The sequence below is a fragment of the Streptomyces sp. 2A115 genome, from assembly GCF_052245575.1.
Taxonomy (GTDB): Bacteria; Actinomycetota; Actinomycetes; order Streptomycetales; family Streptomycetaceae; genus Streptomyces.
Genome location: NZ_JBQQCG010000019.1, coordinates 24,253 through 38,368, shown reverse-complemented (window position 1 = coordinate 38,368; position 14,116 = coordinate 24,253). Strand labels below are relative to the sequence as shown.

Genomic DNA, 14,116 nt, shown 5'->3' with positions numbered 1-14,116 from the left:
TTGGCTGGTGACGTGGAATGATCTTCGCTCCCGCCATGACGTCACGCCGAACCGGAAACCTAAGTTGTCACCATGAAGCGATGTCGCCGGACTCGCTCCGGCCACCCGCAGCTCGGGCTCGTCGCTCTGCGGCGAACAACCCTCCCGACGCGGCAACCAACAGCTCATGCGGGCCTTCTTCCTGTCCGCGTTCGCGGCCCTGGCCGACCCTGCCTACTACGACAAGAAGATCAACCAGGGCCAAACACCGCCGAGTAGCCGAGGGGAGTCTCACCCCTCGGCTCTCACAGATCCGTGCGTAACAGTCTCCCGTTACACGGCTCTTGTCGTTCTGATCACCAACCTGACGCGGCCACCGTCGTGCAGCGCCAGTGCGTGAACATGCGGGGATACCGCTGAGCGATCTCCTGCAGCTTCGCAAGGGCCTTCCGCAGCGGCGCGAGCCGTTCGTACTTCTGGCGGATCCAACGCACCAAGTAGGCGTTGATGCGCTTCAAGAAGCGGGTCAACTCGCTCGGCCTGAACCGGCCGTAGTAGTTGATCCACCCCGCCACCACAGGATTGATCCTGCGGGCGAGGTCGGTGAAGGAAAGATCCGAGCGAGTATGCAGGTGCCAGGACCGCACCTCGCCGCTGATCTTCTTCAGAGCATCCTTGCTGATGCCGGGGTCGAACGACAAGAAGAGCTTGCCGTTGCGATCCTGACTGCACCTGGCGCGAAACGTGAACCCGAGGAATGTGAATGCCGTGGCTCCGAAGAAGCCCCGGCGCTTCCCGTCCTTGCAGTACACGATCCCGGTTTTGTCCGGATGCAGTCGTAACCCGACCTCGGCCATCCTGTTCTCCAGAGCGGACAGCACCTTGACGGCCTGCCGCTCCGAGACACAGTGCAGCACCGCATCGTCCGCATACCGTTCGAACCAGACGGTCGGGAACTCCCGGTCCATCCAGAGATCGAACGCATAGTGCAGGAACAGGTTCGCCAAGACAGGCGAGACCGGAGCCCCTTGCGGGGTCCCGCACTCGCGGTCCAGCAGGGAACCGTTGGGCATCTTGAGCGGGGCAGCAAGCCACCGCTCCACATACAACTTCACCCAAACGGCATCCGTGTGAGCTTCCACCGCCTTGACGAGGAGGTCCCAGGGCACGCTGTCGAAGAACTTGGCGATGTCGAACTCCACCACCCAGTCCCGTTTCCGGCAGCGTTCCCTGCAACGGTCCACCGCATTCAGCGCAGACCGCCCGGGCCGGTATCCAAAGGAATCTTGGTGGAAAACAGGCTCCACCCTTCGCATCAGATGCCTGGCCACCACGGTCTGAGCCACACGGTCGGCGACTGCGGGAATGCCGAGCATTCTCATGCCTCCGCCATGAGGCTTTGGAATCTCCACCGCACGCACGGGAGGAGGGAAGTATGAGCCCGATGACATCCGGTTCCAGACCCTATAGAGGTTGTTCCTCAGGTCCTTCTCGAAGTCGTCGATGCTCTGCCCATCCACTCCGGGTGCGCCCTTGTTCGCTCTGACTTCCTCCCACGCCTCCTTGACTTCCCACTTCGAGATATCGAACGGTTTGGCTGGTGACTTCAACTGGCCCATCGGACTCCTCCCGGAGATTCTCCGGTTGATACGACACACTCAGTCACGAACGACCCGGTCCCTTCGCTCCACCCCCGCTACAGGGGCTTCACCACTACTACGGACCGGTCCGCCGGCATGTCCCGCCCCGGTACTCAACCCCTCACAGTTTCGGCCGCTTGGAGCTCTCCCTGTCGCCCGCCCAGAAAGGCGGGCAGTGTCGGGACACGCCTTCTCCTGTTCCATGCGAAAGCAGCAGACTGGGCTCACGTCACCTGCATGCCGGACACCACCTGGCCAATAGACGGGCACCCGCCAGGCTTATCCCGGAGCTGGGTATACACCCCGGTTTTGATGCCACCTGAAGGTCTTACGACACGTCAGCAGTGATTCGTTTGCACTCGTCTTCCCAGTCCCCACCTGACACCTCTTGGGTGCCTTTTCCTCATCGCTCACCACGACGGTCTTCAGCCAACGCAGCATGAGGCGGTTTGAAGCCTCCCCCCGCAGGGCGACTCCGAAGGGCCACACCTTCATCTCTCGCACAGCATCGCTTCTGGGAGCTGCCCTACAAACAGATCCCTTTCACGTTCAGGACACAAACACCCAAGCCCTCCTCTGCCTCGCCAGACGACGAGCCGACGTGCTCTTCGCGATGCTCCGCGACGGCACCTTCTACGAACCCCACCCCACCCCCACGGGGTGACGATTCCCACAGGGGCACCCCCCGCACGCGGGCGCAAGTCCACAGGGCCAGATGTGCGAGGTGTGGCGGACACGACGGCGTAGCCGTGGAGCCGACTTCAGGCCGAATCCAAAGCGGGATCACGAGGAAAGGGACATGATGCGTTGCATAGCCCGGGCACGGGGCGGGGCGGCGTCATGGCAACGGGGGTCTGGCGATGCAGTTCTCCTATCCCAAACACGGCTGCCCTCCCCTTCGGCACCTCCCCCAGCGCACCTGGAAAATCGGGCTGCGCATGCGTGACCCCTTGCGTCACTGGCTAGCCGTCGCCGACGTACGACAGCAGGCCCTCTTCCTGCGGCGCCATCCCGAACTCCTTCGCCCCGACTGCCTCCGAGCCCTGCGGATGCGGCTGACCGCTCAGGACGCACGTACCCGCCACGGCCGGCAACTTGCCCTGGACCTGGCAGTGTTGACCAAGGCCGCAGCAACAGGTGCGGCGGGGATCGATGATGCCTATCTGGACGTCTACGGAGGCTTCGCCTCGGAGGAGCCGACCTGGCTGGCCGACACAGGCCGTCAACTCGGCGCCCTGCTGGACGAACGGTCACGGCTGCGCCGCACCAGCGAACGCATCCCGCTGCTGAGGGCAGCCCTGCAACGCGCCAACGGGCAGGCACTGCGTGCCGAGATCCGAGCCACCCTCCAACGCGAACTGGCCGACGCGCTCATCGAAGGAGTACGCGCCGGCCGAGCAGCGGCGTTCGAGGAAGCGGTCGACCTGTGCGACCGCGCCCTGGAGGTCTTCACGCCTCAGCGCTGGCCGCACCAGTTCGCGTACACAAGTCTGCTGGCATCGAGTGCGCAGATGGACCGGATCCTCGGCGACCTGCCCGCACACCACGAACGGGCTCTTGAGCACTGCCGCGATGCTCTCGGCGTGTTCGACCAGCACAGCTACCCCGTCGAACACGCCGACGTGCAGTCCGCTCTGGGCATCGTCTACCAGTACCGGCGCACGGGGGAGCGCCGCGCCAATCAGGAACGGGCCCTGGCCTGCTACACCGATGCGCTGGGCCTCCTCCTGCCGGACCAGTTCCCGCACGAGTTCGCCCGCACACAGAACTATCTGGCAACGGCCCTCTGGCAGCGCGAGTCCGACAGCCACGACGACAACCTGGAAGAGGCTCTGGCCTGCATCCACCGGGCTCTGACGGTCTGGAAAGCGCACGACTTCCCCATCCAGCACGCCCGGCTCCAGCACAACATGGGCATCATCTATCTGGACCGGGGACACGGTTCCCGGACGCAGAACGTGGAGCTGGCCCTGCACGCCGCGGAACAGGCGCTGTCCGTGTTCACTCAGGCCGACTTCCTCGTCCAGCACGGCCAGGGACTCCTCAACACCGCCGAGATGTACCTTGAGCGCCGTCAGGGCGAGCGGGAGCACAACGTCGAAGAGGCGGTGCGCCGCCTGCGCCACGCCGCCACCATCCGCACCCGGACGGCGTTTCCCAACGAGTACGCTGTCACTCAGTCGAGCCTGGCCGCGGCCTTGCGTATACGGGTCGCCGGCGACCGGGAGGACAACCTGCGCGCGGCTGCCGCCTGCTACCGCGAAGCCCTTACCGTCTGGACGCCCGAACAATCCACGCAGGACATGCGCGCCAACGCCCTGGCCCTGGCCGAGGTGCACGCCGAACTCGGCGAGTGGCCGGCCGCCCAGGAGACCTACCGACGCGCACTCGACGCGGAAGAACTCCTTCTTGCGGCAGGCACCGGCATCAGCGGACAGGACGCCGTGCTGCGTGGAAACCGTGACGCACCGACCCGGCACGGCTACGTCCTGCATCGTATGGGGCACAGTTCTCGGGCTGCCATCGAGATCGAGAAGGGCCGCGCCCAGAGCCTGACCCAGGCCCTCTCCCTCGATGCAGCACGCCCCGAATCCATCACAAGCCCATACCTACGCCACCGCTATACCGAGGCGCGCGCCGCCCTCTCCGAGGCACACAGACGCCTGAATGCTCCCCTGCCGCCGGGCGACACCGTGCAACGGCGTCAGACCGACCTGGAACGCATGCACGCCTTCCAGGAGACGAAGACGGTCTTTGACGACGTGGTAACGGCCGTTCGACAGGCCCAGGACCCGCCCGACTTCCTGTACGCCCCTCTGACCGAGGAACAACTCCTCGCGACGGCCGACAGTCTCGGGCCCGGCCACGCCATCGTCTACCTCGGCGCGACCCCCTGGGGCGGCCTCGCCGCAGCCGTCATGAGCGCCGGTGCCGACACCTCACAGCCGCCCGGCGTCCGGTGTCTCGACCTCCCTGACCTCACCTCCGACGCCATCGACGCACTGGTGGAGACGACAGATCAGGACGGCCGTTTCCTGGGCGGGTTCGCCGCCGCGCAGAGCGGGCGAGTACTGCAGCGCATCCAGAGGGAGTCAGCCGACGCCACCCTCGAAGAATTACTCCGAAGTCTGCCGCCCGGGCCACCGCACACCCTGCGCACCGCGCTGACGCAGGCGCTGGCCCACGCCCCCCTCGCCACGCGCCCCCTGAACACGCTCGGCGATGCGGAACGAAGGCTGCTCTCGGAGACCCTCGCTGAAGCACTCCTGCGGCTCGAACTGGCCAGGTCTTTCGCCGTCCTCGGCCGCATCGCCATGAAGCCGCTGGTCACCTGGCTCAGCGCCCATCGTGTCGACCACATGGTCCTCATCCCGTGCGGGCGGCTGGCAGCCTTCCCTCTCACGTCCGTCCTCCTCGACGATGGACGCAGCGTCAACGAATCCCTGCAGGTCAGCGTCGCCCTCAACGCACGCAGCCTGACACCGAGGCCCCTCTCTTCGCGACGCGATCACTTGAGCGCCCTGGGAGACCCGGCGGGAAACCTTCCCTGGGGCGAAGCCGAAGCACTCGCGCTGCACCGTCTCGCCGGCCACGCGCGTCTTGCCGCCGATGTGCGCACACACGACGCAGCCACCCGGGACTGGCTGCTGAACGCCCTGCGCACGAGCCGTGTCGTCACCGCCTCGTGCCACGGCTCCGTCGACCACGACCACGTCCTCGCCTCCTCTCTCCACCTGGCGCGACGTCAGAACCTCCTGCTGGGCGAGTGCCTCGACGGTGAACTCGACCTCACCGGTCTGGAGCTGCTCGTCCTTTCCGCCTGCCAGACCGCCACGCTCGACTGGAACGGCGCCCCCGACGAAGCACGCAACCTCGCCGCCGCCATGGTTCAGGCAGGAGCCAGGGGAGTCCTCGGATCCCTGTGGGCCGTAGACGACCGCGCTACCTATCTGCTGATGGTCCGCTTCGCCCAGGAATGGCTTCCGAAAATGACCACACAACGGCCCTCCTGGGCCCTGGCCCGAGCCCAGAAGTGGCTGCGGACCGTCACCAACGCCGAACTCAGCACATGGGAAGCTGGTGTTCCGGTATCCCCGCCCGGCACACCCCCGATCACCGCCGCCGCCCGTCAGGCAGCCGACCTGGGCCTGGACGCCTCGTCCGTCGGCATCCTGCGCGGACGAGGAGGCCGCCTCGCCGATGGAGATGCCCAACTCGTCATCCGCTTCGCCGCACGCCATGACAACGCTGAGGCCCGCCCCTACCGCGACCCCTTCTACTGGGCCGGATTCCAACTCCTGGGCCAGTGAGCACTCATCGCCAGCACGCCCGCGCCTCGGGAGGGACAGAGCATGACCAAACACACCGCCGCCCCGTCTCAGTCAGCACTACTCGTCCTTGAAGCCCTGACCGACGCCGCCAAGGAACGAGAGGACCACTTCCGGCAGAGCCCGCAGCGCCGGCAGGAGCCGGGCCAGGGCATGCCGCCCGAGCCTGACGGCCACACCCTGGCGGAACTGCAACTGTTCCAGGCCCGGTTGGAACATATACGTACCTGGGTCGCCGCCGATCCTGAGCTGCTGCGCATCGTCGACGCTCACCTCGGCCAACATGTCCGCCAGGCCGAAGCGCACCGGGTGCGACGAGAACGACAGGCCATGACACTGACGACGGCGGCAGGAGCCGTGCTCGGCTGGCTCGCCTCGGCCCTGACAGCTCCGGACACTCTCTGGAGGAGCCTGTTCTGATTCACTGAGCTCTTTCAGCGTTGCTGCTCGGGGGTGAGGATGGCGGCGGCGATTGACGTCATTCGATTCGGGCTGCATCGGGACCTGCGGAAGATCCGCCATGACTTCAGTCGTGCGATGCCGCGCTCGACTGGTGCCCGTGCCGCGGACAACGCGCGGTTGACCGTTCGCTCGGTTGGTGTGAGGCCGCGGCAGGTGGGGCGTCTGAGCGGTGTCGTCACCCACGGTCCGGCTCCCATGTAGGCACGGTCGGCGAGGACCGGGACGCCCTGGCGTTCGCAGACCCGAATGATCCGGTGGGTGCGGGCCGCGGTCAAGTCGTGCGCTCGGCCGGGCAGTGTGGGCGAGAGCCACAGCAGCCGGCCCTCCGGGTCGGTCACGACCTGCACGTTCACGCCGTGTCGGCGGTGCTTGGCGGAGTAGTCGGCCCGACCGTCACCCAGGCGGTCACACTCCGCGAGAGTGCCGTCGAGCAGGACGTAGTCGGGATCGGTCTCGCGCAGCACCTTGAGCAGGCCCGGTGCACGGTCGGCGAGCAGGCTGATCACCGCGGTGGTGTAGGCGTGAGCGGTGCCCACCGAGATACCGAAGCCGACGGCGATCTGGGCGAGCGTGTCGTGCTTGCGCAGGTACGTCAGGCGACGAGCGCAGGTTGGTGCGGCGGGAGATTGCAGCGGCGGTCACTCTCGCGGGTGACGATGAGCATGGTGCCCCACTCGATCAGGGCGTGGGGCAGGTCGAGTGAGGCAGAATAGGGGACCAACGCGACTCCTGTGCCCGCGGGTTGAGACTTCGAACACCTCCCCCAACGGCGCAGGAGTCTCGTGCGTTGCGCATCCCGGTGGCGTCACCCGCCCGGTGGCCTTCTGGACGGCTCATCGACACCAAGTCGCTCCGGAAATCGGCAGCGTCACGTCGGCGCGGGCACGACGATCACCACGCGAGTGGTGAAGACTGGACAGATGCGTCACGATCTCGGCGGACTCCTGTTCATAGCGCTCGGTCTCGCACTTGTCGCCGCCGGCTTCGTCTGGCGGGGACGTGTCCTGCGCCCCCTCTCGGTGAAACGGGCCCAGGCGGCCGTGATCCGGGAGCGATCCAGACACCTGCTGCGTTCAGCGGACGTGGCGATCGCCGAATCGCGCCGCCGGGCCGCACGCGGCGAACCGGCCATCGTCACGGTCAAGGACGTGACCAGGGTGGCGTGTCAACACTACGGGCACCTCTTCGTGGAGCGCGAAGAAGCAGCTGCCGCCCTCCGCCAGCGCTACGAGGCCGCCGACTGCCGGGTGGACTGCATGACAGACGCATTCAACTGACTGCCTTCTCGGCGAGTGCTTGATGCCAGGGGCACCAAAGCCGTCACCTGATCGGTGGTCACACTGAAAAAGCTCCCTACGTTGGTCTGTGGGAGGCGGTGAGCCCTTCGTATGGTTCACCCACCCAGGGACGCCGAGTGTGGTTCAAAAGGCTCTGCCGCTTGTGGCTCTCAGTGATTGGCCGCCCGGCGTCCCACGACGACTCGGCTGCCGATTAGGAATCACTGTCTCGCGCACCGATTCGGGAACCAGGGCCTCGGCGTTTGCCTGGCTCGTCCGGACTTGGGTCGGTTGATGTCGGCGGCGAGCCCCAGAAGTAGGCGAACACGGCCCCCGTGGATCATGGAATTCTCGACCCGCCAAGATCCACGAAGGTGCCGTGTTCGTCCCGCCCCGCTCACGAGGTCGGCGGCCCGCCCCGACGGCAATGTCGGTGGCCCGAGCGCGCGGCGCGATGCTATGGTCCGCCGCGTTGTCCTCAGCGAGACGGGATGGGAGGCGGGATTGTGAACCTTCGACCTGTCACACGTTTCCGTGCCATCAGGAGGACGAGCGGCGCCTGAGCGGAAACGACACTCCGTTTCCGAGGTAGGTCCATATTTTGTCTCGCTTGGCCAATCCGACAGACAAGTCGGCATCCACGCTTGATCGTTCATTCTGGAAACTGTTCTCCGCATCGGCCACCGTCAACTGCGCCGACGGAATCAGCAAGACTTCTCTGCCCTTGCTCGCTGCGTCGCTGACCGGCAGTCCAATACTCATCTCCGGCCTCACCGCGTTCGCGTTCCTGCCATGGCTGCTGTTCGGTCTGCCCGGCGGGGCGTTGGTGGACCGACTGGACCGCCGGCGAGCGATGGCGACCGCCACCATCATGCGTGCCGCCCTGCTCGGCGTCCTCGTCCTGCTCACCGTCGCCGGCGGCGGAAGCATCCCGCTGCTCTATGTCATCGCGTTCGCACTCGGCCTCTGCCAGGTGGTGTACGACTCGGCCGTGCGGGCCTGCCGCATGCCGCCTGCCACCAGGAAGCGGATCCGCCGACACCGCCTCCCCGGTTACCGCAGTGAGGAACATCTATCAGCGGCGGAGGGACCGCTTCGCCCAGGGCAGTTGCCGCACACGATTCCTCAGACGCGACGAACCCACTCCTGCCATCGACCCTGCAGCTCGGACCCTCTGCTCGAGGAACTCAGCCGCCAACTCTTCCCACCCACCGCCTCAATGCCCGATCTCGCCAGCCGTCGAGCCCCCGCGCCGGCGGCCGGTCTCCCGCAAAGCGTGAAGCCCAGGGACAGAAATAACGTTTCGGGGACCAAATGCTCTGTGTTACTGAAATGGGGTGCTTTGTGCGTAACCAACCATTTCGGTGATCGTTCCCACGACATGAAGATGCACCGAATGCTGACCGTCGGCGCTCTCGCGCTCGCTGCGGTCGCCACGTCCACCGCTGCCCAGGCCGCTGACCAACCCTCCACCCAGTCTGATCAGTTGCCCGCCGTGGGAGTCTGGCCGCGGTTGGATGGACTCCCTGAGACTGTGGCGCCGGGGGTGGTCGCTGTGGCGAAGCTGCTGGGCGTCCCGGTGGTGAATCCTCCCGCCCAGTCCTGAGAACCTGCCCTTGAGGTAGCCCGGGGCAGGAGTCGGCCTCAGTGCGGCGCGCGTCCAGCACGTGCCTGAAGCCGCCCCGGGGGGCGGCCAGTTCGGAGTCGGCCAGCCGCAGGCGGACGGTGGCGCTCTCCCCGGCGGGCACGCTCAGCACATGATGGACGGGCGCCTTCGTCCCGGTTCCCTCCGGGTTCACGGCGCCCGGCTCGCCGTCGACGACATGGCGGCCGATGCCGTACTTCACGTACTGCGTGGTGTTCGCGCTCCCCGCCCCAGCGATAGGCGCGCGAGCGGGCTCGGTCGTGGGTGAAGACGATCACGCGTCGCTGTCGGCGCTGTAGTCCTCCGTAGGGTCCCACTGCCTCTCGCTCAGATACGGGCCCCAGCTGCGCCAGGGCGCCGCCTTGTCGTCGGCCTCCGCGAGCCGCCGTCGTTCGGCGTCCGCCGCGCCACCACCGTGCGTCATCACCCGCCCTCCTCGCCACCCGGCATGTGCCTCCACGGTCGGCCCCGTCGTGCGGGGCCGCAATGGCAGGGCGTCGGGTGGGTGACGGTGGGTGCCGGCGAAGGCCCCTCAGCGGTGCGCCGTCGGGCTCGGTGAAAAGCATCTGGCACAGCCGGGTGGTGAACGCTATGATCATCGCGATGACAACTCATTCTGTTGACAGATTGGGGGACCCCACCGCGCAAGGTGAGTGCTGATGCTCACCCCACCCGCGATCGGGGATTCCCGCCTTTCGTTCTGGCTCCGCGTGCGCGAGTTCGCCGTGCCGCCCTCCATGATCGAGACTACGACCGCCCGGCGCCTCACTGGCGACTGGGCCGGGGCGTGCGCCGCCGCAGGATTCGATGTCGACCTCAATTTGCGCTCCGTGGCGCGCAGCCATCACCCAGAGCTAGCGGCCCGGATCCGGGCCGATCTCCGGTGCCTGGCCCCCGACCTGCTGCGCTGGCACCTGCCGAGGATCGCTCCCGACGGGCTGCTCCGTCCGGGACTGACCCTCACCCTGGCCCGCTACGACTTCTCGGGGCGGGACGGTGTGAGCCCGGTGCACCTCGTCGTGCGGACACCGCCGGCCTGGGCGGACGCCGGTCAGCGGATCAGCCTCGCGCTGTGGGACGGCTCCGGCGCGGACTACGGCGCCGACGCCGGCCGCCACCCGCATCCCCGTCCCAGCCGCCGGTTCCGCTTCGACCTGCACCGGCATCTGTGGGACGCGGGGCGTGCGGACGAGCTGCGCGTCCGGTCCGGGGCCGATCGACCGGCCGGTGCCAGTCACCCCGCCCTGCCGGCGGCGGTCCCGGACGGGTACCGCTGTGCCGTCGGCCGATGGGCGGCCGAGGCGGAGATACTGCTGCGTGCCGAGCAACGACCCGCCGGGCCGGTCCTGGTGCGGTGCGGGGGACGGCACCGGCTGGTGCTGGACGTGGGTGGTGATTCGGCGGCTTCGACGTCCGCGTCGGGCACTCTGCCGGAGGTCGCCGTGTGGTCGGCGCCCGCGCCGCCTGGCCCGTCCGAGGTCGGCGGGTCGACATCAGTGTGGCCCGAGCCGCCGGGGCTGTCCGAGGCCGACGGATCGACGCCTGTGTGGCCCCTGCGCGAGGTCTCCGCCACGGCGTCCGAGCTGCCCGTCCTGCCCGATGCGGCGACCTGGGTGCCGCCCGACCTGGAGCTGATCCGCGCCGGCGCGATCGACGCCGATCGGCTGCACCCGTTGGTGGCCTCGGCGCTGGTGCCGGGTCATGTACCGGCCGGCCCGTCCCGGATCCCGGATCCGGCGAGGCAGCCGCGCCTCGTCGAGTGCCGGGGAGCCCGGCACCGTATCGCCCTGGTCGACGGGGTGCTGGCCCCGCTGGACCACGACCCGGACGAGATCCGGCGGGAGGAGTTGCTGGTCGCGCTGACCGGCACCCCCCTCCCGTGCCTCCAGGCCATCGACGAGGCCCACCGTCACCCGGACTGTCTGACCGGCGTCCGCGAACGGCTGGTCCACGGTGACATCACCGGTGCACTGGCCGTCGTCGAGGGCCTGCTGGGTCCCGGCGCGCTGCTGCGCGACGGCGCGCTGCGGGACGCCCTGGAGGCGGCCGCACGGCAACGGATCACGTACGGGCTGTACCGGGCTGGTCTGATCGGACCCGGTCGCGCCCGGCCCGAGAACATCCGCCAACCCCGGGTGGGCCGCTCGCGCCCACGACACGGCACCGCCCGCTGAAGGTCCCGAACCTACCTGTCTCCCAGGGCTTTTGGCCCTGCCCTCACTCGTCGCACCACGAACCCAAGGTGACCACACATGCCCACTCATACCCCTGCCCCCGCCACCGACTCCGCTCCCTCCTCCCAACTCCGCGTGGCCGATGAGCTGTTGGCCGTACTGCGTGATACGACGACCGAACCGCGCCCCGACATCCAGCTGGAGGCCCTGACCCTGGCCGTAGCCGCCGACCTGCCCGTACTGCTGTGGGGTGAACCGGGGATCGGCAAGACCGCGGCCCTGACCCAGCTCGCCGAGTCCCTGGACCTGCCGCTGACCACGGTGATCGCCAGCGTGCACGAGCCGTCCGACTTCTCGGGCCTGCCCGTCGTAGGGGACGATCCGGCCGTGCACGGGGTTCCGATGGCGCCGCCGGACTGGGCGGTGAGGCTGGTGCGGGCCGGTCGCGGGCTGCTGTTCCTGGACGAACTGTCCACCGCGCCGCCCGCCGTGCAGGCCGCCCTGCTCCGGCTCGTGCTCGAACGCAGGATCGGTGCCCTCCAACTGCCGCCGGGTGTCCGGATCGTGGCCGCCGCCAACCCGCGCTCCTCCGCGGCCGACGGCTGGGAACTGAGCCCGCCGCTCGCCAACCGGTTCGTCCACCTCCAGTGGACCCACGACCACGACGTCGTCGTACGCGGCCTCGGCGGGACCTGGCCCCGGGCCACACTGCCCCGGCTCGACCCCGGCAAGGTGTCGCAGGCCGTGGACTTCGCCCGGCGCGCGGTCTGCGGGCTGCTGTCCGCCCGCCCCACGCTGGTGCACCGGCTGCCCAGCGGCGAGACCCGCCGGGGCGGCGCCTGGCCGTCGCCGCGGAGTTGGGACATGACCCTGACCCTGATCGCATTCGCCACGGCGGCCGGCTCATCGCGGGAGGTGCTGTCCCTGCTGGTCAGGGGGACCGTCGGGGACGGTCCAGGACTGGAGATGCTGGCCGGTCTGGACCGGATGGACCTCCCGGACCCCGAGACCGTCCTCGCCGACCCGACGGGGGTCGAACTGCCCGAGCGCGGGGATCTGCGCCAGGCCGTGCTCGACGGAGCGGTGGACGCTGTCCGCAAGCGCCCGGACAAGTCCCGCTGGGACGCGGCATGGACACTGCTGGTCCGGGCGGTGGAGACCGGGGCTCCCGACCTGGTGGTCGTGCCCGCGACCACTCTGGCCTCACTGCGCCAGGGCGACTGGGACGTCCCGGCGACGATCGAGCGACTCGCCGGTGTGGTGTCCCTGTCCCGCAGGGCGGACCAGGCGGCCGCCCGTTCCGTCCCGGAGAGGGCCGGCCGATGAACCAGGACACCACAGGGCCCTTGGACCTCGACAAGCTCTTCGCCGCCCGGCTGCACGCCGCGCGGGTCCGTCCCTACCTGGCCACGGCACTGTTCGCCCTGCACACCGTGGAGTCGCGGCACGTCCCGACCATGGCCGTCGACCAGCACTGGCGGTGCTACGTCTCACCATCGTTCGTCGACCGGACGCCGGTGGAGGAACTGGCCGGCGTCTGGGTGCATGAGGTCTCCCACCTGCTGCGCGACCACCACGGCCGCAGTGACCGGGTCGCCCGCCAACGCGGCTTGACCGGACCCGGGGAGCGGCTGCGGATGAACATCGCCGCGGACATGGAGATAAACGACGACGCCTTCGGCGACGGGCTGCTGCGGCCCGAGGGAGCCGTCCGGCCACAGACTCTGGGGCTGTCCCAGGGCGAACTGATGGAGGACTACCTGCGTCAGTTCCGGCTCGGGCCGCGCACGCAGGAGATGGCCTGGCTGGACTGCGGCAGCGGCGCCGACGGACTCGACCGAGAGTGGGACCTCGGCCCCGACGGCGCGAACGGTCTCAGCGGCCAGCAGCGGGACGCCGTCCGGTTCCACGTCGCGCAGGGCATCATCGGCCGCCCCGGGCGCGCCCCGAAGAAATGGCAGCGGTGGGCGGAGGAGGCGTTCCATCCGCCGCAGCCGTGGCGGGAGTTGCTGGGCGCGGCTGTCCGCTCCGCGGCCTCCGGCCCCGGCGTCGGCGAGGACTACACCTACGGCAGGCCGTCACGGCGCTCGGCGGGGGTGCCCGGAGTCGTCCTGCCCAGCCTGCGGCGAAGACCGCCTCACGTCTCGGTGATCATCGACACCTCAGGGTCGGTCAGCGACGCCGAACTGGGCAGCGCCATCCTCGAAGTCGCCGCGATCGCCCGCGCCGTGGGAGGCCGCCGCGACCTGGTCACAGTGCTGCCGTGCGACGCGTCCGCCCGGATCGTGCACCCGCTGTGCCAGGGCGAGGGCATCCCCCTGATGGGCGGTGGGGGTACGGATCTGCGCACCGGCTTCGCCAAGGCGCTCCGGTCGCCGCCGCGGCCCGACGCCATCGTCGTTCTCACGGACGGCCAGACGCCCTGGCCCACCTCACGACCGCCGTGCCGGACCGTGGTCGGGCTGTTTCCCCGGAGAGACGGGGCGCAGGGGTCGCGGGACGAGGACAACCCCGACTACGTACCGGACACCCCGCCCGCATGGGCCCGGGTGGTGGAAATCGGATCGGATCCTTCGGGGGGACGTCGGTGAGGTGCTGACGGGACGCCCGC

9 protein-coding genes and 2 pseudogenes are annotated in these 14,116 nt (G+C 68.7%); 8 read left to right on the top strand and 3 right to left on the bottom strand.

Translation table 11 applies throughout. The features are described 5' to 3' along the window. Positions 1–85: 85 nt before the first annotated feature. Positions 86–286: pseudogene (locus ACTWQR_RS18495) on the top strand (transposase); the annotation flags it as partial. 49 nt (positions 287–335) lie between these two features. On the opposite strand, the gene ltrA reads toward ACTWQR_RS18495, so the two are convergent. Continuing rightward, on the bottom strand, positions 336–1,598 hold the full coding sequence (gene ltrA / locus ACTWQR_RS18490) for a group II intron reverse transcriptase/maturase (protein ID WP_443228191.1): 1,263 nt from the start codon (positions 1,596–1,598) through the stop codon (positions 336–338). 959 nt (positions 1,599–2,557) lie between these two features. Here ltrA and ACTWQR_RS18485 point away from each other — a divergent pair. Together ACTWQR_RS18485 and ACTWQR_RS18480 are read left to right on the top strand one after the other, a co-directional pair. Next, positions 2,558–5,929 (top strand): CHAT domain-containing protein, encoded by a 3,372-nt coding sequence (locus tag ACTWQR_RS18485; RefSeq protein ID WP_443228190.1) that lies wholly within the window; start codon positions 2,558–2,560, stop codon positions 5,927–5,929. Positions 5,930–5,971: 42 nt separating this feature from the next. Continuing rightward, positions 5,972–6,367 (top strand): hypothetical protein, encoded by a 396-nt coding sequence (locus ACTWQR_RS18480; protein WP_443228189.1) that lies wholly within the window; start codon positions 5,972–5,974, stop codon positions 6,365–6,367. A 14-nt stretch (positions 6,368–6,381) separates the two neighbouring features. Here the strand turns inward: ACTWQR_RS18480 and ACTWQR_RS18475 are convergent. After that, positions 6,382–7,130, bottom strand: a pseudogene (locus ACTWQR_RS18475) (transposase). A 199-nt stretch (positions 7,131–7,329) separates the two neighbouring features. On the opposite strand from ACTWQR_RS18475, the gene ACTWQR_RS18470 reads away from it, so the two are divergent. Together ACTWQR_RS18470 and ACTWQR_RS18465 are read left to right on the top strand one after the other, a co-directional pair. Continuing rightward, entirely contained in the window at positions 7,330–7,686 is a 357-nt protein-coding gene (locus ACTWQR_RS18470) for a hypothetical protein (RefSeq protein ID WP_443228188.1), read from the top strand. Between the two features lie 610 nt (positions 7,687–8,296). Next, positions 8,297–9,292 carry an MFS transporter gene (locus ACTWQR_RS18465; RefSeq protein ID WP_443228187.1) on the top strand — a complete coding sequence of 332 codons (996 nt, stop codon included), beginning with the start codon at positions 8,297–8,299 and terminating at the stop codon, positions 9,290–9,292. A 313-nt stretch (positions 9,293–9,605) separates the two neighbouring features. Here the strand turns inward: ACTWQR_RS18465 and ACTWQR_RS18460 are convergent, their stop codons facing one another. After that, a complete protein-coding gene (locus ACTWQR_RS18460) occupies positions 9,606–9,755 on the bottom strand; it encodes a hypothetical protein (RefSeq protein ID WP_443228186.1) in 150 nt (49 codons plus the stop codon). A gap of 235 nt (positions 9,756–9,990) precedes the next feature. On the opposite strand from ACTWQR_RS18460, the gene ACTWQR_RS18455 reads away from it, so the two are divergent. The 3 genes from ACTWQR_RS18455 (at position 9,991) to ACTWQR_RS18445 (ending at position 14,096) form a co-directional block, all read left to right on the top strand. Continuing rightward, positions 9,991–11,505 carry a hypothetical protein gene (locus ACTWQR_RS18455; RefSeq protein WP_443228185.1) on the top strand — a complete coding sequence of 505 codons (1,515 nt, stop codon included), beginning with the start codon at positions 9,991–9,993 and terminating at the stop codon, positions 11,503–11,505. Between the two features lie 78 nt (positions 11,506–11,583). Then, entirely contained in the window at positions 11,584–12,831 is a 1,248-nt protein-coding gene (locus ACTWQR_RS18450) for an AAA family ATPase (protein WP_443228184.1), read from the top strand. Next, complete coding sequence (locus tag ACTWQR_RS18445; protein WP_443228183.1) at positions 12,828–14,096, top strand: vWA domain-containing protein; 1,269 nt, start codon at positions 12,828–12,830, stop codon at positions 14,094–14,096. Before ACTWQR_RS18450 ends, ACTWQR_RS18445 begins: the two co-directional genes overlap by 4 nt. Positions 14,097–14,116 lie beyond the last annotated feature (20 nt).